This window comes from Xanthomonas sp. NCPPB 1067 (assembly GCF_020783795.1).
GTDB lineage: Bacteria > Pseudomonadota > Gammaproteobacteria > Xanthomonadales > Xanthomonadaceae > Xanthomonas > Xanthomonas melonis.
Map to the genome: position 1 here is coordinate 90,166 of NZ_JAJGQG010000003.1, position 23,486 is coordinate 113,651.

Consider the following 23,486-nt stretch of genomic DNA (forward strand, 5'->3'; position numbering starts at 1 on the left):
CTCACACTGCGCACGCATGAGTGCGCCAGCGACCGCATCTGCGCACAGGATGCGCGCCACGGGCGCACTCGTTCCTTTCCGATGGAGTGTGCCCTTGATCATCGACGTAAAACCGCGAGTGGCCGATGTGATCGGCCAGGTCTGGCGAACCCTGGCGGTGTTGTTCGTGTGGGACGTGTTGATCACGATCATCTACTACGTGCTGCCGTTCCGCGCGCCGGCGCTGCCGCTGACGATCTTCGGTTCGGCCTTGGCGTTGTTCCTGGGCTTTCGCGCCAATTCCACCTATCAGCGCTGGTGGGAAGGGCGGGTGCTGTGGGGGCAGATGATCAATGCCTCGCGCAACCTGGTACGTCTGGGCGTGAGTCTGCTGTCCGCACCGGAGGCCACAGGGCTGGGGCGTACGATCGCGATGCGGCAGGTCGCCTACGTCAACGCCTTGCGTTGTCAGTTGCGTCGCCTGCCGGTGGCGATGGCGCTGGAGTCACGCCTGCACGCCGACGAGGTCGCGGCGGTGATCACGCGCACCAATGTGGCCAATGGCCTGCTCGATACCACCGGCCGCGACGTGGAGCAGGCGCGGCGCGCGGGCTGGATCGACAGCATCCAGCAGGCCAGCGTCGAACGTATCCTGGTCGATATCGCCAATGCGCAAGGCGGCATGGAGCGGCTGAAGAACACTCCGCTGCCCTACCAGTACCGTTTCTATCCCACGCTGTTCACCCGGTTGTTCTGCGTGCTGCTGCCGATCGGTTTGGTGGAGACCCTGCAGTACGCCACGCCGGTGGGATCGACGGTGGCCGGATTGATGTTCCTGGCGGTCCTCAAGATCGGCGACGAGTTGGTCGACCCGTTCGCCAACACCATCCACGACCTGCCGCTGGACACCATGTGCCGCACGGTGGAGATCGATGCGCTGCAGGCCATTGGTGAGCAAGCGCCGGAGCCGATTCAGCCGGTGGATGGCGTGTTGTGGTGAGGCATTGCGCCCTTGACCAGCGCGGCTTGTGCGCATCCAAACGGCGCTGAAACACAAGCTCTCGGCCACCTTGAGAGGTAATGAAACGGTGCGGATGCGTTAGTTGTAGGGCGGCTGCGGCTTGGCTGCAGGGCCCTTGCCCGCCCACCATCGCGGGACACGCTGCAAGTACGTCCTTGTAAGCTCTTACGCGGCATCCATGCCGCGTAAGGTCCCGCGACGGTGAGCGGGCAAGGACCAGTCAAGTTGGTCGGTGCGCAGAGTGTTCAAGCGATAGCAAACCATGCGATGCAGGCGGTGCAGTGTTCTCTGCTCCTTGGTAGATCACCGACAAACGTTCTGGTGCGGTGTCCTCGCCGCTTGCGGCATGGATGCCGCCATCGAGCCCCCATGGATGGGTTAACGGCGTGTCCCGCAAGTGGTGAGGGCGCCGCGCGCTCGGCTAGCCAAGCGTTAACCCTGAAAATTCATCTGTTTCTACAGGACGTCAGCACGTGACCGCCATCGATACAGCGTTCAAGACGCGTTGCTGACACTCCATATCAACACGACCGCGCGATCGCCAGCCAATCGCCTGTTGCCCGATCGATCAACGGCGTTGTTGTGGCGAACCTGATGCTGCTGGATCGAACGCCGCGGTCTGCGTTTGCGCTGCAGCGTTGTGGTTGTTTTCGCCACGCACCGCACTGCCCGAGGTGCTGTCGATCAGGATCACCGGTACCCGCGAGCGACGCCGCTGTTCCACCCGATGCGGCAGCGGGCCGAGCGCATCGCGCAGGGCGCTCAGTGCCGGATCCACGCCACGCAGCGGATACCACAGGCCGATCAGGCTGAAGTGGCGGCTGTAACGCAGGGTCTGCGTGCTGCCTACCCAGAGGGGCTGGGCGCCGGGCTGCAGGCGCGCGGCAGCGGGCCACAGGCGCAGAACATGGACATGGCCGGGAGCGGCGTGGCGCACCATCAACAGCGCTTCGACCCGGGTATCGAGCGTCGCCGGCAGAATGGGCACTTCATCCGGGCGGTCGCTGACATCGAGCAGATGTAGCGCCTGCTCCCATCCGGCCTGCGGCTGTGCGCGCCAGCCGCGCGCTTCGAGTTGCCGTTGTAATGGCGCGAGCGGGCCGGCCAGCTGCACGTCCAGCGGCCAGCGCTGGTCGTCGTCGAATTCGTTGCGGCGCGCCGGCAGCAATCGCCATTGGCCGTTCCACCAGTCGCTGGCGGGCAGCTCCATCAGCAGCGCCGCCGGCGGTTCGAACTTCGCCAGCTTGGCCTCCAGATTGCGCGGGGCGAATAAGATCGCACAGCCCAGGAAGACGCCATAAAAAATCCACGACACCGGCTTGACCCAGAACGCGCGGGTGGCGCGGCGGCGGTAGGCAATGCCCAGCACCAGCAGCCAGAAGATGCCGAACAGCATTCCGCCGACCACGTCGCTTAGCCAGTGCGCGCCCAGATACAACCGTGCAAAGCCGATCAGCGACACCAGCGCACCGCTGACCAGGTATGGCCACACCCGGCGCCGGCCGGGCAATTCGCGTGCGATCAGCAACGCGAAGAAGCCGAATCCAATCGTGGCCATGGTGACCGCCACCGACGGAAACCCGAAGCCGCTGCTGGCCGCCGGCGGGCGCACGACCTGGACGGTGGCGCCCAGCAACTGGGTCAGGGCAAGGCCGAACGCCAGCGCGATCACCCAATGCGTCACTGCCATCCAGCGCCGCCGCCAGGCCAGATACCCCATCGCCGCCGCGATGGCCGGCAGCAGCACCTGCCAGTCGCCCAGCGAGGCCAGCGCCACCATCGGGTAATCGGCCAGCGGGTTGCGCAGGGCCAGCATCAGGTCGTGCACGGCCAGGTCCACGCGCAGCGGTTCGCCATGCGCCAGCACCACCATCAACAGCGCGAACCAGCCCCAGCCGAGCAGCAACAGCATCAAGGCCATCATCGCCAGCGGCACCGACTCGCGCCGGCGCGGATCGAACACGCTGACCGACCAGTTGCCCAGCACCGGATGCCGGTGCGACCACTCCAGCAGCCGCGCCAGCAGGGCATCCAGGTGGCCGGCCGACCAGCGATACGAATACAGCACCATCGCCCAGGCCAGGCCGATCACCGCGGCCAGCAGCGCCACCACCACGAACAGACGCCCGGCCACGGCGGCCACTGCGTCGTAGGCGGTGCCCAGCACCCAGCCCGGCACCAGGAACAGCAGAGCCCACGAGATGCAGGCCAGCCCGCTGGCGATCAAATAGCGTTTGAACGGCATGTGTGACATGCCGGCGATGGCCGGCACGAAGGGACGCACCGCACCCACGTAGCGGGCGATCAGGATGCTCTTGAAGGCATTGCGCCGGAACAGCAGTTCACCGCGCTCCAGCAATTGCGGATAGCGCCGGAACGGCCAGTAGGTATGCAGTTGATGGCCCCAGCGATGGCCGACCCAGAAGCTCAACGCATCGCCGACGAAGGCGCCCAGCGTTGCGCAGACCACTGCGTACGGGCCGTTGATCTGCCCCAGGCCGATCAGCACGCCGATGGCGAACAGCAACGGCAGCGCAGGCACGATGGCGCCGAGCACGATCACCGCATCGCAGAATGCGATGACGAAGATCGCCACGCCAGCCAAGGTGGGGTGGTGTCCGATCCACTCCAGCGTGGCGTCGATCCATGAGTTCATTGCGGAATTATAGGTGGGTAGGGCGGCGCTGACGTGCGTGGCGCTCACATCCGCCCGCCCGCTTCACCTGCGGTTGCAGCCGAGTCGATGCGCGCCTGCGCGATCTGCGGGCCAGCCACCTGCGGTAGGGTCGGGTTGGCGCGCCGCCTACAATGGGGCATGAGCGACGATTCCGCCGGCAACCTGCCGCTGAAGTCCGACACCTTCGGACGCATCCTGTTGATCCGCGACGCCGGCCGCGTCTTCGTGCGACGCGACCTGAGTGCGGCGCCGTGGCTGCTGCGCGGTGTGGCGTGGTGGCTGGCCCGGCGCGAGGCCCGGGCGTTGCGGCAGCTGGATGGACTGGCGCGAACGCCGCGCCTGTTGCACTGGGACGGGCGCCACCTGGACCGTAGCTATCTGGCCGGCGCTGCGATGTACCAGCGCCCGCCACGCGGCGATCTGGCCTACTTCCGTCGTGCGCGCCGGCTGCTGCAGCAGCTGCATCGGCGCGGCGTCGCCCACAACGACCTGGCCAAGGAAGCCAACTGGCTGGTGCAGGACGACGGCAGCCCGGCGGTGATCGATTTCCAACTGGCAGTCTGCGGCCGCCCGCGCGCGCGCTGGATGCGCCTGCTTGCACGCGAAGACCTGCGTCACCTGCTCAAGCACAAGCGGATGTACTGCCCGGCCGCGATCACCCCGGTGGAGCGCCGCGTGCTCCAGCGCCGCTCCTGGGTGCGCGAGCTGTGGTTCGCCACCGGCAAACCGGTCTACCGCTTCGTGACCCGGCGCATCCTGCACTGGGAAGACAACGAGGGGCAGGGGCCGAAGCCCTGAGGGGCCGGGATTGGTTATTCGGGATTGGGGATTCGTAGAAGGGGCCGGGATTGGTTGTTCGGGATTGGGGATTCGTAGAAGGGGCCGGGATTGGTTATTCGGGATTGGGGATTCGTAAAAGCGGATGGTGCAGGGCTGGTGGTTGGGCGGCATGACGAATCCCGATCCGGTGCGAGCATCGGCTGTAAGCTCTGACGAATCCCCAATCCCGACTCCCGAATCCCATGACGTTACAAGGCAAAACCCTCTTCATCACCGGTGCCTCGCGTGGGATCGGGCTGGCGATTGCGCTGCGGGCGGCGCGCGATGGCGCCAATGTGGCGATCGCAGCCAAGTCGGCAGTGGCCAATCCGAAACTGCCCGGCACCATCCATGGTGCGGCGGACGCGGTTCGCGCGGCCGGTGGGCAGGCGCTGGCGCTCAAATGCGACATCCGCGACGAGCAGCAGGTACGGGCAGCCGTTGCCGCCACCGTGGAGGCGTTCGGCGGCATCGACATCCTGGTCAACAACGCCAGCGCGATCTGGTTGCGCGGCACGCTGGACACGCCGATGAAGCGCTTCGACCTGATGCAGCAGGTCAATGCGCGCGGCAGCTTCGTCTGTGCACAGGCCTGCCTGCCGCATCTGCTGCAGGCGCCGAATCCGCACATCCTCAGCCTGGCGCCGCCGCCTTCGTTGAATCCGGCGTGGTGGGGCGCACATACCGGCTATACGCTGGCCAAGATGGGGATGAGCCTGGTCACGCTCGGGCTGGCCGCCGAGTTCGGCCCTCAGGGCGTCGCGGTCAACGCGCTGTGGCCGCGCACGGTGATCGCCACCGATGCGATCAATATGCTGCCCGGGGTGGAGGCGGCCGCCTGTCGCCGGCCGGAGATCGTGGCCGATGCCGCACATGCGGTGCTGACTAGCGAAGCGGCCGGCTTCCACGGGCAGTTCCTGATCGACGAGCAGGTGCTGGCGCAGGCCGGCATCACCGATCTGCGCGGCTATGCGGTGGATCCCTCGCGCGACCTGCTGCCGGATCTGTTTCTGGATTGAGAGCCGCGCGCGTGCGTGCATGTGCGCATGGATCGCCTGGGCCAGGAGCGCGGGGCGTACACGCCGCTGGCGATGCGCGGTGCAGGCCTTGCGGCCGCACCTGCCGGCTGCGCGACCCACCTGCGTGCAGGGTTTTTCGTCAGCCGTTGCCCACGGCCGGTAGCGGCTCGGCGCACTGCCGGCAATAGCGCGCGTCCGGCGCATGGCCTTCCAGCCCGCAACGCACGCAGTTGCGGATGTCGCGCTTGCCCGCGTGGCCACCTTCGCGCAGCGTGGTGGCCAGTTCGGCGGTGTAGATGCCGGTGGGCACGGCGATGATGCTGTAACCGATCAGGATCAGCGCCGAGGTGACGAAACGGCCCAGCGTGGTCTGCGGCACCAGATCGCCGAAGCCCACCGTGGCCATGGTGACGATGGCCCAGTACATGCTGGTCGGAATGCTGGTGAACCCATGCTGCGGGCCTTCGATGACGTACATCGTGGCGCCGGCGATCACGGTGATGGTGAGTACGCTGAACAGGAATACCAGCACCTTGCGGCGGCTGCGCCACAGCGCATCCACCAGCTGCCCGCTTTCCTGGATATAGCGCGTGAGTTTGAGGATGCGGAACAGGCGCAGGATGCGCAGCACCCGCACCACCAGCAACGTCTGTGCACCGGGGACGAAGAAGGACAGATAGCTGGGCAGGATCGACAGCAGGTCGATCACGCCCCAGATGCTGAGCGCGTAATGCAGCGGGCGCCGCACCACCGCCAGGCGCAATGCATATTCCAGCGTGAACAGGATCGTGAAGGCCCATTCCAGCGGCAGCAGCCAGTGTGCCGATTGCGCATGGATGCGCGGCACGCTGTCGATCATGATCACCACTACGCTGGCCAGGATGGCCGCCACCAGCATCAGGTCGAAATTGCGCGAGGGGCGCGTGTCGTGCCGGTAGATGATGTCGAACCAGTGCCGGCGCCAGCCCTGGTCGGTGGCGGGGGTGAGCTGCGGATCGGAGAGTGGGCGCATGCGCGCATTGTGCCGCAGGCGTGCGAATGCGCGAGAATGCCGGTTCCCCTTCCGCTTCCGCGACCGATCATCATGAGCACCGCTGCCGATTCGCCCCTGTCACTGGCGCACTACTACCTGCCGGTGTATCGCCCGCGCCAGGTGGTGCTGGAGCGCGGCCAGGGCAGTCGCGTGTGGGACGCGGCCGGCCGCGAGTATCTGGATCTGTCCTCGGGCATCGCGGTCAGCGGGCTGGGCCATAACGATCCGGATCTGGTGGCCGCGCTCACCGAGCAGGCCGGCAAGCTATGGCACACCAGCAACATCTTCTACAGCGAACCACCGCTGCGTCTGGCCGAAGAACTGGTCGGCGCTTCGCGCTTCGCCGAGAAAGTTTTCCTGTGCAATTCGGGCACCGAGGCCAACGAGGCGGCGATCAAGCTGGTGCGCAAGTGGGCCAGCGATCAGGGCCGCCCGGCCGAGCGTCGCGTGATCGTCACCTTCCGCGGCAGTTTCCATGGCCGCACGCTGGCATCGGTCACCGCGACTGCGCAGCCGAAGTACCAGGAAGGCTACGAGCCGCTGCCGGGCGGGTTTCGCTATGTGGATTTCAACGACGTGCCGGCGCTGGAAGCGGCGATGGCCGCAGGCGACGTGGCGGCGGTGATGGTCGAGCCGATCCAGGGCGAGGGCGGAGTGATGCCGGCCGCACCGGGCTTCCTGGCGCGCGTACGCGCGCTGTGCGACCAATACGATGCCTTGCTGGTGCTGGACGAGATCCAATGCGGCATGGGCCGCACCGGGACCCTGTTCGCGCACTGGCAGGAGCAGGCGACGCCGGACATCGTGACGCTGGCCAAGGCGCTGGGTGGTGGTTTCCCGATCGGTGCGATGCTGGCCGGCCCCAAGGTGGCGCAGACCATGCAGTTTGGCGCGCACGGCACCACCTTCGGCGGCAATCCGCTAGCGGCGGCGGTGGCGCGGGTGGCCTTGCGCAAGCTGGCCTCGGCGGAGATCGCGGCCAATGTGGAGCGTCAATCGGCTGGATTGCGCGCAGGGCTGGAGGCATTGAACGCCGAGTTCGGCGTGTTCGCGCAGATCCGCGGGCGCGGCCTGATGCTGGGCGCTGTGCTGGCGCCGGCACATGCCGGCCAGGCCGGTGCGATCCTCGACCTGGCGGCCAAGCACGGGCTGTTGATGTTGCAGGCCGGACCGGACGTACTGCGCTTCGTGCCGGCGCTGAATCTGACCGATGCCGAGCTGGCCGATGGGCTGGCGCGCCTGCGGCTGGCGATTGCCGAGTACGCGGCGCAGAAGTAATCGATTACGGCGCGCGTGGCTGCGGCTGCAGAGATGCAGGCACGTGAGCGGTGAGGAACTCGGAACTCGAACTCGGAAGTTCCGGTTCCCGATTCCTCAGCCCAGGCCGTACCTCCGCAACACCCGCCGCAAGGCACGCGCATCGCGCACCGTGTCGGCATGCAGGCCCGCAGCGCGGGCACCGCGAACGTTGACGAACAGGTCATCGACAAACAAGGTACCTGCCGCGCTCGCACCCAGGGCGTCGAGCGCACGCTGATACACCTGCAGGTCCGGCTTGCGCCCGCCCAGTGCACCGCTGCACAACACGCGCCCCTGCAAGAGCGGAAACAGCGACGGCACGATCCGTGCAATCGCCTCGGCCATCAACGGGCCGTTGTTGGTCAGCACGGCCACGGCGGTCGTCGCCGATACCGCCAATACCTGCGCCACCACCGCAGGGTCAGCACGGCATGCGGCCACGCGTGCAGCGATCCAGGTGGCCCGGTCGATCGGGTGCCCTAGACCGTCGCCGAGCTGGCTCAGGTACGTCGGCGTGTCGATCACGCCGGCATCGTAGGCGCGCTCCAGTCCCTGTTCGAACAGCACCTGCTGCACGCGCTCCGGAGTGCAGGCGGCGGCCGTTGCCAGGGCGGCCAGACGGCGCGGACGCCGATAGCTGGCGAGCACCCCGTCGAAGTCGAGCAGCAACAGGGAAATCGGTGCGGTCGGCATGCGCAGGCTCGGGAGTGGTGCCGCAGCCTTGTCGATTTGCCGCTGCATGGCAAGCGTGCGAGGGGCGATGCCCGACCAGCCGCGAACGGGTAGGCGCATTACCGCGACCGGCTCACGCCTGCGCGCCGCCGGGTGAATGCCGGCCTTGGCAATGCCTTGCCCTGCAGGCGCGCGTCTGCCCGAGGGCAGCGATGCTTCGTATCCAAATGTTTCGATTCGGTAGCAGCCTACCCGCTCGGGCAGCGCCTACCCTTCGCACCGCCGCTGTAGCAGAACGGCGCTGGGTATGGTCGGTCCGTGCCGCAGCTGCGGTGACAGCCAGGCTCGGGGAGCGGGGGCGGTCACTCGGCAGGCAACATATTCCGGGGGGCGACTGCATGCCTGAGCACTTGAAGACCGAGTACCCGACGGCCGCACTGGCCGCACGCGCCCATGACGTGCAGGGAATGCGTTGATGCAGGGTACTCACACGCGGGTGATGACGCGGCGGCAATTGCTGGCGCGGATCGGGATGAGCGCCGGCGGCGCCATGATGTACCAGGCGATGAGCAGCCTGGGCATGGCGGCCGAGTCCAGGTTCAGCGGCCCGCTGCAGCTGGATGGCGACGCAAAGGGCGCGTCGGTGCTGGTCCTGGGGGCCGGCTTGGCCGGCATGACCGCGGCCTTCGAGCTGCGCAAGGCCGGTTATCGCGTCCAGGTGCTGGAATACAACGGCCGACCCGGTGGCCGTAACTGGACACTGCGCGGAGGCGATCGCTATACCGAACTGGGCGGTGCCAGTCAGCACTGCCAGTTCGACGATGGGCTGTATCTGAATCCAGGCCCGTGGCGCATTCCACATCACCACGCGGCGGTGCTGAGCTACTGCAAGCAGTTCGGCGTGGCACTGGAGGCGTTCAATCAGGTCAACTACAACGCGCTGCTGCACAGCCAGCGGGGCTTCGGCGGCAGGCCGCAGCGCTTTCGCGCCATCGACGCCGACTACAGGGGGCATGTGTCCGAGCTGCTGGCCAAGTGTACCCAGCAGCATGCGCTGGACGCGCGCGTCAGCGCAGAGGACCAGCAGATCCTGCTGGAATCGCTGCGCAGCTGGGGCGCGCTGGATCGCAACTTCGGCTACGTACGCGGCAAGGACAGCAGCGAGCGGCGCGGCTTTGCGCGTTACCCCGGTGGCGGCCTGTCGGGCAAGCCGGAATTCTCCGAACCGTTCGGAATGCAGGACGTGCTGCGCTCGCGGCTATGGACCACCCTGGCGGCCGGCAACAACTACGAGATGCAGACCACCATGTTTCAGCCGGTGGGCGGCATGGATCAGATCGGCAAGGCGTTCGCGCGTCGGCTCGGCGACGCCATCACCTACAACGCCAAGGTCACCCGGATCGATCAGGATGGCGGTGGCGTGCGCGTGTCCTGGCAGGATGTGACGCGGGGCGGCGAGCAACGCATCGCCAGCGCAGACTGGTGCATCTGCACGATCCCGCTTTCGGTGCTGAGCCGGATTCCGGTCACCGCCAGCGACGCGATGACCGCCGCGATCGGTCAGGTACCGTATGCGGCCTCGGTCAAGGTCGGGCTGCAGTTCAAGCGCCGTTTCTGGGAAGAGGACGAAGCGATCTACGGCGGCATCAGCTACACCGACCTGCCGATCACGCTGATCAGCTATCCCAGTACCGGTTATCACAGTCCTGGCAAAGGCGTGCTGCTCGGTGCCTATGCGTGGGGGCTGGACGCCTACCAGTTCACCGCGATGACGCCGGAGCAGCGCGTGCGCAAGGCTGTGGACGACGGCACCCAGCTGCATCCGCAATATCCGCACGAATTCGAGACCGGTGTGGCGGTCGGCTGGCATCGGGTGCCGTTCGCGCATGGCTGTTTCGGCATGTGGAGCGAGCAGGCGCGTGCCGAACACTACGAAGCGCTGTGTCAGATCGACGGACGCCTGGCGCTGGCGGGCGAGCATGTGTCCTACATTCCCGCCTGGCAGGAGGGCGCGATCCTGTCTGCGCATGACGTCGTCGACCGGCTGCATCGCAAGGTCGTCGCCGGAGGATCCCGCCCATGAGTCTGCTACCCCGCGTCCTGATCGCCCTGGCGAGCCTGCTCATCGTCGCGCTGCTGCTACCGCCCGGTATGCGCGATGCGCAGGCGCAGAGTTCGGATGCCACGCGCCTGTTCCCGCAACAGCGCTTTGCCAGGGCTTCCGGACGGGAGGTCTATCAGGCCATCTGCCAGGGGTGCCACATGCCGGCCGGACATGGCGCCCAGGGCGCCGGTGAATATCCTGCACTGGCGACCAATCCCAAACTGGCGGCCGGCCCGTATGTGACGATGATGGTGCTCGACGGGCACGCCGGCATGCCCGGCTTCGCCGACCTGCTCGACGATCGCCAGGTGGCCGAGGTGGTGAGCTATGTGCGCACCCACTTCGGCAACGAGTACAGCGAGCGCGTCACCGCCGACGACGTCAAACTGCTGCGTCGCTGACCTTTTCCATGCCAAGGAGTTGCCATGTTCCGTCCTCTTGCAAGTGTCCTGTTTGCCGCTCTCGCATGCTCGGTGGGTATTGCCGCTGCCACTGCCGCCGAGGTCATCCGTCACAAGATTCCCAATAGCGACTTCCCGATCGCCGCGGCGGTGGAGATTCCTGCCGGCAAGGCGACGGTGTACGTCAGCGGCAAGGTACCGGCGGTGCTGGATACCAGCGCACCGAAGGATTCGGCTGCCGCCTACGGCGATACCAAAGCGCAGACGGTGAGCGTGTTGAACCAGATCAAACAGCAGCTGGAAGCGCTGGGGCTGGGGATGGGCGATGTGGTGAAGATGCAGGTGTTTTTGGTCGGCGACCCGGCCCTGGGGGGCAAGATGGATTTCAATGGCTTCATGGAAGGCTACCGCCAGTTCTTCGGCACCAAGGCGCAGCCGAATCTTCCGGCACGCTCGGCCTTCCAGATCGCTGCGCTGGGCAATCCGCTGTACCGGGTGGAGATCGAAGTGGTCGCGGTACGGCCCTGACGCCGTGCTGGCATGCGGAAGCACCATGACCGCCAGCGTGGCGACGCAGGGGTTTCCTTGGGCAACGCCGCGCATGTCCCGCGCGCCAACGGTGCGCTACGCCGCTCAGGTTGCGTCACTGGAGCGCACTCGATTCCGTTGATTGCGCCAAGGCGCTACCCTGAGTGCCCCGACGCCGTGCGCGAGCGGCGCGGGTGACGAATGGATCGCGCAGTTCTGTTTGCAGGAGACATGTCTTGAAACTGTATTCGACGATTGCGGTGCTCGGCTTGTTGGCGATGGCGCCATCGGCATGGGCGCGTAGCTGTGCGGTCACCATCACCGGCAACGACCAGATGGCGTTCGACCGGAGCGCCATCAGCATCGCGCCCGACTGCACCCAGGTGGACGTGACGCTCAAGCACTCCGGCAAGCTGGCTGCCACGGCGATGGGGCACAACTGGGTGCTGACCAAGTCTGCCGATTTCCAGCCGGTCGCCAATGACGGCATGCGATCGACCATCGCCAACAGCTATCTGCCCAAGGCCGATGCGCGCGTGATCGCGCATACCAAGGTCATCGGTGGCGGCGAAAGTACCACCGTCAGCTTTGCGACCAGCAAGTTGACCAAGGGCGGCGCGTACACGTTCTTCTGCTCGTTCCCCGGGCACTGGGCGATGATGAAGGGCACACTCACATTCGGCTGAAGCTGCAGCGGGTGGCACTCAGAGCGACTGATAGAACGTAGCGAGCAGTCGTGAGCTGGGTATGGACGGCTTTGAGGAAGCGGAATGTATGCGTGGTACATGCCGTTCCGGGCACCGGCCGCGCCCGCCTGCCGGTGAGCACCGTCGTTTTGTGGGCTGCTCCTGGCTGAAGCGTGTTGGTTGCTCGCGTCTTATTCCGTGCATTGCCGAGCGCGGCAGGGTCGTTCAATAGGCCTGGCACCGCCGCTCGCTCAAGGTGCCGCCCACTCAAGTTGGCGCCTTGGAGTGCTGCGGAGGCTGGACACACAACACACCGCGTTGCTGTGCCTGCGCCAGCGCACCCTCGCGGCTGCGTGCATCGAGCTTGCGATACAGGTTCTTGAGGTGGAACTTGACGGTGTTCTCCGACAGGTGCAGGTGGCGGGCAATCTGCTTGTTGGAGTGACCCCGCGCCAGCTGCGCCAGCACTTCCAGTTCGCGCTCGCTGAACATGTCGCTGGCCGGATCTTCGTCGCCGCTGAGCCGTTCGAGCAGTGCCTGGATGGTCAAGGCGCGCGTGGTGCCGCCAATGGTGTGCGGATCGTGCTGACGCAGCGACCGCAGCATCGCCTTGGCTGGCAAACCCAGCTCGACGATGGCCTGCCAGCTTTGGGTCAGCGCTACATGCTCCAGTGCACTGTACAGCGGCGGCAGTGCCTCGAGCAGTTCGCCGCGCTGCTGTAGCACCAGCGCGATGCGTGCGCGGGTACGCGCCAGATGCCACGCGTTATCGTTGCTCAGGCAGGCCTGTTCGATCTGTCCAAGAATGCCCAGTGCCGCGCTGCTGCGTCCGGCCAGGCGGTGCCAGCGTGCCAGCGCGAAGCCCATCGCGGCACGATCGCGCCAGTGGTGCGCGGCACGCAGCGTGTGGGCCAGGCCGGATTCGCCGCCGCTGCGCGCGATCAGCAGGTCGATGGCCGTCGTGCCGGGGTGCTCCAGCAGCAACATCAGCCGCCACGCGGCGGCCAGTTCGGACAGGCGCGCCAGCTTGCGCCCGTGGGCGATCTGTTCGACGTGTTCGAGCAACGCCAGGGCACTGCGTCCGCTGCGATCGCGCAGGCGTTGCAGGCCCAGCGCGGTCTGGTAGGCGGCTGCCAGGATGTCGGCGCTGCCATCGTGTTGTTCCAGCAGCTCCAGCGCCGGATGCAGCAGGTCGGCCGCATCGTCGTGGTGGCCGCGCTCATGGTGCAGCTGCGCAAGCAGGCACTGACCTGCGGCTTGCAATACACGATCCGGCTGCGGTGAACGCGCGCAGCACTGCAGGGCTTGCTGGTAGCAGGCTTCGGCGTCGCCGAGCCGGCCCCGATAGAACAGACTCTGCCCCAACGACAGCAGTGCCTGGCTGGCGCCGAGATCGCTGCCGCCGCGGCGCATGGCATCGCGCGCGGCCAGCGCATGGCGCTCGGCCACGGCAAAGGCGCCCTGTGCGAGAGCCGTGTTGGCACAGATGCACAGCAGCATGCCGCGGCTCAGGTGGTCGTCTTCGTCCAGTGCGCCGGCTTGCGCGGCGATCTGGGCCAGGCCATGCGGATTGCCGCAGATCTCATCCAGGCGGTCGCGCAGCAGCGCCACCATCACGGTGTAGTCGCGTTGTTGCGGCTCGCGCAGGGCGGCCGGGAAATCGCGGAAGCGCTCCAGCAGCAGGCGTGCGTGGCCGAATTCGCCGAGCTTGAGATGCAGGTGCGCCTGGGTCAGGTTGAGCGCGGGCGTGTCGCGGATGGTGCGGTGGTCGAAGTGGCGCAACAACGCGCGCACCGCGTGCGTGCCATGGGTCAACAGCAATTGCCAGGTGCCTGCGCGTGCGATGTAGCTGGCAGCCAGGTCGCCGCACTCGCCACGCGCGGCATGCCGCACGGCGTCGGCCAGATGCCGGTGCTCGCCAAACCAGCGCGCCGCGCGTTGGTGCAGCTGCATGGCCTGGCCGGGATGTTCGCGGTCGAGCAACTGCTGCAGGAAGTCGGCGAACAGCGGGTGATAGCGGAACCATTCACGCTCGCCGTCCAGCGGCACCAGCAGCCCATGGAAGTGCTCCAGGCGCGCCAGCAGCCGCCCGCTGTCATCGCGCTGGCGTAGCGCATCGGCGAGGGATGCATTGACGCGCTCCAGGTGGCTGGTGCGCAGCAACAGATCGCGCGTGTCCGCATCCAGGTCGTTGACCACCTGTTCGGCCAGGTAAGCGGCGATCTGCGCGCTGCGCCCGGAGAAGCGCGCCGTCACCTGTTGCTGGCGTTGCGCATCGCCTTCCAGCCAGAGCCGGGCCAGATGCAGCGCCACTGGCCAGCCTTCGGTGTAATGCAGCAAGGCGTCCGCCACCGGGGCAGGGATCTGCGCTCCCAGCAACGCGCGCGCCTCATCGCCATCCAATGCCAGTTGCGCGCTGCCGAGCCGGCTGAGTTGCGCCTGCAGGTCCAGGCGCGCCAGCGGCAGCGCCGGGATGCGGCGGGTGGCCAGCAACAGATGCAGGCGCCCGCCGCCGTGTTCGATCAACCGCAGCACCAGGTCATCGACCGACGCACTGCCCACGCGGTCATAGTCGTCGAGGATCACGCTGATCGGACGCGGTGCGCTATGCAGTGCGCGGAGCAACAGGGTCAGCGCGTTGCGTGGGTCCTGGTCACGCTCGTGGAGCACGCGTGCGCAAAATGCCTCGTCCGCGCCCGCGTGCTGCAGCGCCAGGGCAAGGTGGCCAAGCAAGCGCGCGGCATCGGCATCTTCTTCATCCAGCGATAGCCACGCCACCGCCCTGTGCCGGCTTGCATGCAGATGGGCATGCCATTGCGCCAGCACGGTGGTCTTGCCGAAGCCGGGTGGCGCCAGCAGCAAGGTGAGCGGGCGTGCCTGTGCCTGATCCAGCGCGGTCAGCAGCGACGTGCGCAGCACTGCCCCCGGACGCGGCGATGGGGGCTCCAGCTTGCCGGCAAGCAGCCAGTCGGGAAGATGGCGGTCGCGCAATGGCGACGGGCGCGGAGTGAGCAACGCAACAGGCTTGAGCATGAGGCGAGGGCGGCCGTGGCAAGCGTCGACAGCGCGCCGGCGCGACGCGCTGCATGACTGGATGAAACAGCGGCGACGGCCAACCTGTCGCCAGCGAAGACGACAACGGCGGATCGGCTGCTTCGAGGGTCCCCACCCATGCCCGTCCGTGAGCACCTTTCAGAAAGGTATGACAGCCACACGACAAAAGCAAAGACGTCTGCCGCATATCGCAGGCATCGCGGCAAGCGATGCCGTCGGTGTGCGCCGGGTCGGCAAGCGCGCTCCGTCAGCCAATGGCGTTCGTGAAGGTCGCGCAGGCGCATGCATCGGTGCCGGTGCAGGCCGTGGCAGCAGCTGCATGCGCCTGCACGGGAGCCGGCGCTTGCAGCGATCGCTGAAACCGCGGATCGCTGTTCGAATGTCCTGCACATCCGGCGATGCAGGCAGTGTTGCCGTCGGGCCGGGCGCGAACCGCCACCGGCCCACTCAGCCAACGCGCACGCCGTGCGAGCATCCTCGCCAGCGAGCTGTGGCGTTGGCGCGGTGGTCGCGTGCAAGCGTGGGCGCGATCGCGGCCGGCCATGCAGGACGCATCGGCGGCCGTGGCCAATCGCCGGCGCGGGATGGCCCGAGCCGGCGATCGCAGCGGACACGCGCCGCTCAGTCGACCGCCTCGCTCAGCGCGCCACCTCGGCAAAGGCTTCGCCTGCGGCGGCAAGCGTCGCCTCGATCGTCGCCGCGTCGTGCGCGCTGGACAGGAAGCCGGCTTCGTACGCCGAGGGCGCCAGGTACACGCCCCGCTGCAGCATCGCGTGGAAGAAGCGGTTGAAGGTGGTGGTGTCGCAGGCGGTGGCCTGCGCGTAGCTCTCCACGATCTGGTCGGTGAAGAACAGCCCGAACATGCCGCCCACCCGGTTGGTGGTGACCGCAACGCCGGCCGCGCGTGCGGCGTCTTCCAGCCCTTCGCACAGCATGCCGGTGGCCTCGCTCAGCCGGGCGTGGAAGCCGGGTGCCTGCACCAGCTCCAGCATCGCCAGGCCCGCGGCCATGGCCACCGGATTGCCCGACAAGGTGCCCGCCTGGTAGATCGGGCCCGCCGGCGCGATCTGCTCCATCAGCTCGCGCCGGCCGCCATAGGCGCCCACCGGCATGCCGCCGCCGATGATCTTGCCGAACGTGGTCAGGTCCGGGGTCACGCCGTAGTGCGCCTGCGCACCACCCAGGGCCACGCGGAAGCCGGTCATCACCTCGTCGAAGATCAGCAGCGCGCCGTGGCGCGTGCACAGCGTGCGCAGGTGCTGCAGGTAGCCCGCCAGCGGCGGAATGCAGTTGGCGTTGCCCACCACCGGTTCGATGATCACCGCCGCCACGTCGGCGCCGATCTCGTCGAACAGGGCGGTCGCGCCTTCGAAGTCGTTGAAGCTGAGCGTGGCGGTCAGCTCGCTCAGGCCCGACGGCACGCCCGGCGAAGTGGGCACGCCCAGGGTCAGCATGCCGCTGCCGGCCTTGACCAGGAACGAGTCGCCGTGGCCGTGATAGCAGCCTTCGAACTTGACGATGCGGTTACGCCCGGTCGCGCCGCGTGCCAGACGCACCGCCGACAGCGTGGCCTCGGTGCCGGAGTTGACCATGCGCACCATCTCGCACGACGGCACCAGCCGGGTGATGGTGTCGGCCATGCTGACCTCGGCCGCGCAGGGTGCGCCGAACGACAGTCCGTCGCGGATCGCGCGCTCCACCGCCTCGCGCACTGCAGGGTGGTTGTGGCCGGCGATCATCGGGCCCCACGAGCCCACGTAGTCGATATAGCGGTTGTCGTCGACATCGTAGAGATACGGGCCGTCGGCGCGCGCCACGAAGAACGGCTCGCCTCCCACCGACTTGAACGCGCGCACCGGTGAGTTGACGCCACCGGGCAGCAGTGTCTGCGCCCGGGCGAACAGGGCGTGGGAGCGGGTGTGGTTCATGCGCGCGGATCCTTGAGGAAGTTCGGTGGGGGCCGCGATGCCCGGCAACAGGCATCGTCTGCGCCATTGTCAGGCCTGCAGCCGTGTACGCCTACCCGGTAGATGCCTGCCTACCCGTCGCGGGCGACGGGTGGGCGAGCCGGCCTGCCTATGATCGAGCGCGACGGTATCGACCGCCTCGGGCATGAGCTGATGGCATAGCGCTATTGGCGCTGGGCAGCCGATGTTCAGAAAGTGTGATTGCGGTGGCTCATGGCCCCGTTCATTCGTCGCAACAGTTCAGACTTTTGGGAGACAGCATGAACCGCAGTATCCAGAAGCGTGCCCTGGCGTTGGCCCTGGTGGTGGCCATCGGCAGCGCACACGCGCAGTCGACCACCGGCAGCATCGTCGGCAGCGTGGGGCAGGGCAACGGCACCAGCGTGGTGGTGGAAAACAACAGTGGCCTCAGCCGTGAGGTGCCGGTGGATGCGCGCGGCCGCTATACCGCCGGCAACCTGCCGCTGGGTACCTACAAGGTGACGGTCAAGCGCGACGGCGCGGTGGTGGAAACCCGCGAAAATGTGGCCATCACCGTCGGCGCGAACACCGACGTCTCGTTCGCCGCCAATGCCGCAGGAAGCGGCGTGCAGACCCTGGACAGCGTGACCGTCAATGCCGCCAGCCTGGCCACCATCGACGTCAGCAGCGTGGATACCCGCACCGTGGTCACCGCCGAACAGCTGGCGCAGCTGCCGCTGGGCCGCACCGCCGAAGCGATCGCGCTGCTGGCGCCGGGTGTCGTGGTCAACAGCGGTGGGTTCGACAACGGCCCGCTCGGCGGCTCGCTGCCCAGCTTCGGCGGCTCGGCCGCCAGCGAAAACGCGTACTACCTCAACGGTTTCAACACCACCACCATCAGCAACAATCTCGGCGGCCTGACCCTGCCATACGGCGCCATCGACCAGCAGGAAATCTTCACTGGCGGCTACGGCGCGCAGTTCGGTCGCTCCAACGGCGGCGTGATCAACCAGATCGGCAAGCGTGGCACCAACGAATGGAAGTTCGGCGCCGCGGTGATCTGGGAGCCCAATGGCCTGCGCGCCAACCAGCGCGATCTCTACTGGCGCCCGGACAGCCAGGCCAGCACCGTCAACAACGCCGCCTACCGTTACGCGCGCGCAGCCAACGGCCTGTACCAGCCGGCCAGCGAGGCCGAGGCCAACCAGACCACCTATAGCGCCTACGTGGGCGGGCCGATCATCCAGGACAAGCTGTTCTTCTTCCTGGCCGCCGAACAGGTCGACTCGGACGGCGTGCGCGTGGGCACCAATCGCGACACCGACAATGGCCGCACCGGCGGCCTCACCGACTACGACTACAAGCAGCAGCGCTGGTACGCCAAGGTGGACTGGAACATCACCGACAACCATCTGATCGAGGTGACCGGTGCCAGCGACGAAGCCGAAACCAACGGCTCGATCTATCGCTACAACTATCTCAGCCGCGCGCGCGGCAGCTATCTCACCGACGAATCCACCTGGAAGACCGGCCCGACCCTGTTCACCGGCAAGTACACCGGCTACCTCGGCGACAACCTCACCGTGACGGCGCTGTACGGCAAGATGACCACACCGGACGAGCTGACTCCGTTCAACTACAACGCGGCCAACGGTCCGGTGATCAACAGCGCCGCGTTGCAGAATCCCGCCTATACCGGCGGCACACCGCGTATCGGCAATCAGCTGGTCACCTCGGTCAGCTCGCCCGACCGCGAGTACAAGAAGGACAACCAGCGCTTGAATCTGGAATGGCGGCTGGGACATCACACGCTCAACTTCGGTATCGACAACCAGAAGTCCGAAGGCATCGACGTCGGGTCGGTGCTGTCCGGCCCCGGCTTTGCGTGGACCTATGGCCAGACCAATGATCCCAACGGGCTGGCGACCGGCGGATTGGTCAGTCAGTCGGCCAACGAAGCCGGCGGCATCGGCGCGCCGAGCCCGGGGCTGGTCGATCCGGTCAACGGATCGAGCGGCTACTACGTGGTGCGCAACATCAATACCAGCCTGTATTCCTACGAGGCGAAACAACGCGCGTACTACATCGAAGACAAATGGCAGGTCACCGACAATCTGCTGCTCAGCCTGGGCCTGCGCAAGGACGAATTCACCAACTACACCCCGTTCGGCGACCCGTACATCGAGGTGGACAACGCCTGGGCGCCACGGCTGGGTTTCAGCTGGGACGTCAACGGCGATTCCAGCCTGAAGGTGTTCGGCAACCTCGGCCGCTACTATCTCGGCCTGCCGCTATCGGCGGTGAGTCTGTTTACCCCGGCCACCACCACCGACACCTATTTCACCTACAGCGGCATCAATGCCGACGGCACACCGATCCTGGCGCAGCAACTGGGCTCTGCGGTGTCGGCCAATTCGCGCTTCGGCCGCATCGCCGACGTGCGCACGGCGGTGGTCAAGGACATCGAAGGCGAGAACCAGGACGAACTCATCCTCGGCTTCACCAAGCAACTCGACAGCGGCTGGGTACTGGGCATGCGCGGCACCCATCGCCGCCTCAACGCGGGCATCGACGACCAGAACTACGATGTCTCCAACACCGCATTGATCGATGCGGCAGCGGCGCAAGGGGTGACCATCGATTTCTCGAAGGTGGCTGGCGCCTCGCTGATCAATCCTGGCCAGACCAACACCTGGGGCGTGATCGGCACCGACGGTCAATTCCACGAAGTCTCGGTCAGCCGTGAAGCGGCTGGCTTCCCGAAGTTCAAACGCAACTATTCGGCGGTGGAATTCAATCTGGAACGCCCGTTCGACGGCCAGTGGTACGCCAAGGTCAACTATGTGTGGTCGCACAGCTACGGCACCACAGAGGGCCAGGTGCGCTCGGATCTATGGCGTACCGGCGGTGCGCTGGGCAGCTACCAGGGCCAGGCCTCGGTCTCGACCACGCAGAGCTGGGACCATCCGGCGCTGATGGAACACTTCAACGGCGACCAGTCCAACGATCACCGCCATCAGCTCAAGTTGTTCGGCTTCTACCAGTTCAATCCGCAATGGGGCGCCTCGGCCAACTTCAGCCTGATCTCCGGTGCGCCACACAATTGCCTGGGCAATTACTACGGCAGCCAATACAGCGGCCGCGATCCGGCCGGCTATGGCGGCAGCGCCATCACTGGCGGGCCTTACCACTACTGCTACAACCCGGAAACCGGCACCGGCGTGGCATCGCCTCCGGGCTCGCAGGGCCGCCTGGGCTGGATCGCGCAACTCGACATGGGCGTGACCTACAAGCCCGCGTTCGCCGATGGCAGGCTGGCGCTGCGCTTTGACGTGTTCAACATCACCAACGAGCAGACCGCGACCAATATCTACCCGTTCTCGCAGCTGCCCGACAACACGACCAATCCGTTGTGGAATCAGGTCGTGGCCTACCAGGCGCCGCGCTCTGGCCGGGTGACCCTGAGCTACGACTTCTAATCGCGCCAGCGACAAAGCCGGTTTCGGCAGCGACGCGTGAAAGCACGCGTCGCTGTTTTTGTTTTGGGAGATGGCTTGGCTGACGACGCGGTGTCTTTTGCTCTTCAACAAAAAAACCAGCCAACTGTATGGCGTGGTGTCCTTGCCGATTGCGGGACCGTTGGTGGCATGGATGCCGCCATCGAGCCCCCATGGACGGGTTAACGGCGTGTCCCGCGAGCGGTGAGGGCACCACGCCCTCGACGTTGCGACTGCTGTAGGGCCCTTGCCCGCCCACCATCGCAGGACACGCTGCAAGTACGTCCCTGTAAGCTCCGTGGCGGCATCCATGCCGCCAAGGGTCCCGCGACGGTGAGCGGGCAAGGACCAGTCGCGACGGTCGGTGGGCGTAGCACAAGCGGTGCATTGCGCGACTCGCTGAACAAAGCAGGTGTCAGCTCGTTCGATTTCTGTCGCAATGCCTATCGGATGTCATGGTCAACCGATCCGCAGCAGCAACCCAATCGACACATGCAGCAAGCGGTTCGTCGCAGTGAGCGGCTTTTCGTTGGCTGCCAGCCAGCTGTCTGGTGCGGTGTCCTTGCCGATTGCGGGACCGTTGGCGGCATGGATGCCGCCATCGAGCCCCCACGGACGGGTCCACGGCGTGTCCCGCGAGCGGTGAGGGCACCGCACACTCGACGCCCCCGGCTTTCTGTGATCAACAGATGCAGTGAAATAAAAATTCACCAGCTTGAAGCGCATTACAAGCCTGGACGAATAGCTTGCGCCTGCAAGCCTGCAAGCCTGCAAGCCTGCAAGCTTGAACGATTGCCGCACTAAGACCCGAACCCTGCACGATATGCCTGCACCGCTGCGACTGGATCCGCCGCCGCGTACACGCCGCTGACCACAGCGACCAGATCGGCACCTGCTGCCATCAGGTCGGGCACATGCGCAGGCGTGATACCGCCGATCGCCACGCGCGGCACGCCCAGCGTGGCAGCCTGCTGCAGCAGCGCCGGCGTGGCGCGCCGGGTGGTCTGCTTGGTGGTGGTGGGGAAGAACGCACCGAACGCCACGTAGCTGGCGCCTGCCGCAGCCGCGATGCGTGCGCGATCGATCCCGTCGTAGCACGACACCCCAATGATCGCCTGCTCGCCCAGCAAGGCGCGGACTGCGGCCACTTCGCCATCGTCCTCGCCCAGATGCACGCCCTGCGCCCCGACCTGCGCGGCCAGCTGCGCATCGTCGTTGATGATCAGCGGCACCCCGTGCGCCGCGCAGACCTCGTGCAGGGCGCGCGCCTGGCGCAGCCGCAGCGGCGCGTCGGCCTGCTTGTTGCGGTACTGCAGCCAGGTGACGGACGGCAGCAACGGGACGGTGCGCAGCAGCAGGCGCTGCGTGTTGGGCTCATCGGGGGTGATCAGGTAGACGCCGCGGGCGTCTTCGAGGTGCGGCATGGCTGCGCTTCCGAAAGCAGTGGGTGGAATGGGACAATGCAGACCCCACCGTTGCATGGCCGCGATTATCCGATGAGCGAGACATCCACGACTACCTACCGAACCTGGATGTGCGTGGTCTGCGGCTTTCTGTACCACGAGGCCGACGGCATTCCCGAGGAAGGCATCGCCCCCGGCACGCGCTGGCAGGACGTGCCCGATACCTGGACCTGCCCGGACTGCGGGGTGACCAAGGACGATTTCGAGATGGTGGAGATCGACTGAGCGGCAAAAGCCGCCTGGCCCAATGCCGCGGGCGGATTGCGCCCGGGAGCGGGCATTGCAGGCGGACGCGCGCGGCCGTACGCGAGGCATCCACGGATGTCGGCCGCCCGGTCGGCCTGGCCGAGGCCGCGCGCAGGCAGGATGCCGCCAGGCCTGCGCGGGGGCGTGCTTCAGTGCGCGCGGGCGCGCTGACTGTTCAATTCGACCAGATGTTCGTGCAGGCTCGCCGCGTCCTGCGCGCTCGGGTTGAGCAGCAGATAGCGCGACAGATCGTGACGCGCGCCGCTACGGTGGCCCAGGTGCAGATACGCCATGCCGCGATCGCGCAGGGCTTCGGGCTGATCGGGCACCAGCTTCAGGATGCGGTCGGCGCTACGTGCGGCGCGGTCCCAATGCTCGGCATCGGCGTAGACGCCGTGCAGGTTGCGCAGGATGCGGATCAGGATCGCACGGTGCGGGGCCGGGTCGAGGATCTGCGCCAGTGCGCGGTCGTCGGGAATCTCGCCGCCCAGATGCGGGCGCGCGCGTTCGCGTAGTTCGTCCACGCCCAGCGGGCGGCCGCCGTTGAACGGGTCCATCACCAGCACCCCGTCGTCGACCGGCAGCCGGACCAGGAAATGCCCGGGAAACGACACGCCGGCCAGCGGGATGCCCAGGCGCCGCGCCACTTCGATCTGCACCATGGCCAGCGAGATCGGATTGCCCAGCCGGCGCTCGAACACCTGGTTGAGATAGCTGTTACGCGGATCGTAGTACTCGTTGTGATTGCCGGAGTACCCCAGTTCGTCGAACAGGTAGCGGTTGACCGCGGCCATCTTCAGTGGCCACAGATCGATCGCCTCCACTTCGGGGCGCAGGTGTTCGACATGGCTCTGCACCAGGGTGTCGTACAACTCGGCATCCAGCTGTGGATACTCGTCGCGCGCGATCAGCAGCGCGGTGGACATCAGCGGCACCGCCTCGTCGTCCAGGCTGGCGAGTGCGGTCCAGTGGGGAAGTGGGAGCATGTCGACCATGCCTCCAAGAGTGTCGGCAAGCGACGCGGGGTTCAAGTCCGGTACTTCCTGACAGGCGACACCGC

Annotated in this window: 18 protein-coding genes, 1 other RNA gene and 1 pseudogene; 11 read left to right on the top strand and 9 right to left on the bottom strand. The window is 66.7% G+C overall.

The window, feature by feature from the left end:
- Window positions 1-94: 94 nt before the first annotated feature.
- Window positions 95-979, top strand: coding sequence for a bestrophin family protein (locus LL962_RS03635; RefSeq protein WP_104586774.1), 885 nt, complete (start codon window positions 95-97; stop codon window positions 977-979).
- 210 nt (window positions 980-1,189) lie between these two features.
- Window positions 1,190-1,382 (top strand): annotated as a pseudogene (locus LL962_RS20960) (hypothetical protein); the annotation flags it as partial.
- Window positions 1,383-1,568: 186 nt separating this feature from the next.
- Here the strand turns inward: LL962_RS20960 and LL962_RS03640 are convergent.
- Window positions 1,569-3,656 (bottom strand): bifunctional DedA family/phosphatase PAP2 family protein, encoded by a 2,088-nt coding sequence (locus tag LL962_RS03640; protein WP_228315940.1) that lies wholly within the window; start codon window positions 3,654-3,656, stop codon window positions 1,569-1,571.
- 159 nt (window positions 3,657-3,815) lie between these two features.
- Here LL962_RS03640 and LL962_RS03645 point away from each other — a divergent pair, with 159 nt between their 5' ends.
- Together LL962_RS03645 and LL962_RS03650 are read left to right on the top strand one after the other, a co-directional pair.
- Window positions 3,816-4,475: a serine/threonine-protein kinase gene (locus LL962_RS03645; RefSeq protein ID WP_228315941.1), complete on the top strand. Its 660-nt coding sequence runs from the start codon at window positions 3,816-3,818 to the stop codon at window positions 4,473-4,475.
- 224 nt (window positions 4,476-4,699) lie between these two features.
- Window positions 4,700-5,515 (top strand): SDR family oxidoreductase, encoded by an 816-nt coding sequence (locus tag LL962_RS03650; protein WP_228315942.1) that lies wholly within the window; start codon window positions 4,700-4,702, stop codon window positions 5,513-5,515.
- A gap of 139 nt (window positions 5,516-5,654) precedes the next feature.
- Here LL962_RS03650 and LL962_RS03655 read toward each other — a convergent pair whose 3' ends face one another.
- Window positions 5,655-6,527 (bottom strand): ion transporter, encoded by an 873-nt coding sequence (locus LL962_RS03655; protein ID WP_228315943.1) that lies wholly within the window; start codon window positions 6,525-6,527, stop codon window positions 5,655-5,657.
- A gap of 72 nt (window positions 6,528-6,599) precedes the next feature.
- Here LL962_RS03655 and LL962_RS03660 point away from each other — a divergent pair, with 72 nt between their 5' ends.
- The gene (locus LL962_RS03660) at window positions 6,600-7,826 is read left to right on the top strand and encodes an acetylornithine transaminase (protein WP_228315944.1); all 1,227 of its coding nucleotides are present in this window, start codon (window positions 6,600-6,602) and stop codon (window positions 7,824-7,826) included.
- A gap of 96 nt (window positions 7,827-7,922) precedes the next feature.
- Here the strand turns inward: LL962_RS03660 and LL962_RS03665 are convergent, their stop codons facing one another.
- Window positions 7,923-8,540 carry an HAD-IA family hydrolase gene (locus tag LL962_RS03665; protein WP_228315945.1) on the bottom strand — a complete coding sequence of 206 codons (618 nt, stop codon included), beginning with the start codon at window positions 8,538-8,540 and terminating at the stop codon, window positions 7,923-7,925.
- A 454-nt stretch (window positions 8,541-8,994) separates the two neighbouring features.
- Between LL962_RS03665 and LL962_RS03670 the strand changes: the two genes are divergently transcribed.
- The 4 genes from LL962_RS03670 (at window position 8,995) to azu (ending at window position 12,238) form a co-directional block, all read left to right on the top strand.
- Window positions 8,995-10,602 carry a flavin monoamine oxidase family protein gene (locus LL962_RS03670; protein WP_167395262.1) on the top strand — a complete coding sequence of 536 codons (1,608 nt, stop codon included), beginning with the start codon at window positions 8,995-8,997 and terminating at the stop codon, window positions 10,600-10,602.
- Complete coding sequence (locus LL962_RS03675; protein WP_104586767.1) at window positions 10,599-11,024, top strand: c-type cytochrome; 426 nt, start codon at window positions 10,599-10,601, stop codon at window positions 11,022-11,024. Before LL962_RS03670 ends, LL962_RS03675 begins: the two co-directional genes overlap by 4 nt.
- 24 nt (window positions 11,025-11,048) lie before the next feature.
- A complete protein-coding gene (locus LL962_RS03680) occupies window positions 11,049-11,552 on the top strand; it encodes a RidA family protein (RefSeq protein ID WP_228315946.1) in 504 nt (167 codons plus the stop codon).
- A 236-nt stretch (window positions 11,553-11,788) separates the two neighbouring features.
- On the top strand, window positions 11,789-12,238 hold the full coding sequence (gene azu, locus LL962_RS03685) for an azurin (RefSeq protein ID WP_228315947.1): 450 nt from the start codon (window positions 11,789-11,791) through the stop codon (window positions 12,236-12,238).
- Between the two features lie 25 nt (window positions 12,239-12,263).
- On the opposite strand, the gene LL962_RS03690 is transcribed toward azu, so the two are convergent.
- The 3 genes from LL962_RS03690 to hemL form a co-directional block, all read right to left on the bottom strand.
- A non-coding RNA gene (locus LL962_RS03690) (sX9 sRNA) lies at window positions 12,264-12,339 on the bottom strand.
- Window positions 12,340-12,505: 166 nt separating this feature from the next.
- Complete coding sequence (locus LL962_RS03695; RefSeq protein ID WP_228315948.1) at window positions 12,506-15,271, bottom strand: LuxR C-terminal-related transcriptional regulator; 2,766 nt, start codon at window positions 15,269-15,271, stop codon at window positions 12,506-12,508.
- A gap of 659 nt (window positions 15,272-15,930) precedes the next feature.
- Window positions 15,931-17,220 (bottom strand): glutamate-1-semialdehyde 2,1-aminomutase, encoded by a 1,290-nt coding sequence (hemL, locus tag LL962_RS03700; protein WP_228315949.1) that lies wholly within the window; start codon window positions 17,218-17,220, stop codon window positions 15,931-15,933.
- Window positions 17,221-17,519: 299 nt separating this feature from the next.
- On the opposite strand from hemL, the gene LL962_RS03705 reads away from it, so the two are divergent.
- Window positions 17,520-20,699 carry a TonB-dependent receptor plug domain-containing protein gene (locus tag LL962_RS03705; protein ID WP_228315950.1) on the top strand — a complete coding sequence of 1,060 codons (3,180 nt, stop codon included), beginning with the start codon at window positions 17,520-17,522 and terminating at the stop codon, window positions 20,697-20,699.
- 477 nt (window positions 20,700-21,176) lie between these two features.
- Here the strand turns inward: LL962_RS03705 and LL962_RS03710 are convergent, their stop codons facing one another.
- Both LL962_RS03710 and thiE read right to left on the bottom strand, forming a co-directional pair.
- On the bottom strand, window positions 21,177-21,443 hold the full coding sequence (locus LL962_RS03710; RefSeq protein ID WP_228316037.1) for a hypothetical protein: 267 nt from the start codon (window positions 21,441-21,443) through the stop codon (window positions 21,177-21,179).
- Between the two features lie 74 nt (window positions 21,444-21,517).
- Window positions 21,518-22,141 (bottom strand): thiamine phosphate synthase, encoded by a 624-nt coding sequence (gene thiE, locus LL962_RS03715; protein WP_228315951.1) that lies wholly within the window; start codon window positions 22,139-22,141, stop codon window positions 21,518-21,520.
- Between the two features lie 36 nt (window positions 22,142-22,177).
- On the opposite strand from thiE, the gene LL962_RS03720 reads away from it, so the two are divergent.
- On the top strand, window positions 22,178-22,405 hold the full coding sequence (locus LL962_RS03720) for a rubredoxin (protein ID WP_146092348.1): 228 nt from the start codon (window positions 22,178-22,180) through the stop codon (window positions 22,403-22,405).
- A 170-nt stretch (window positions 22,406-22,575) separates the two neighbouring features.
- Here LL962_RS03720 and LL962_RS03725 read toward each other — a convergent pair whose 3' ends face one another.
- A complete protein-coding gene (locus tag LL962_RS03725) occupies window positions 22,576-23,457 on the bottom strand; it encodes a SirB1 family protein (protein WP_104586759.1) in 882 nt (293 codons plus the stop codon).
- Window positions 23,458-23,486: the final 29 nt, after the last annotated feature.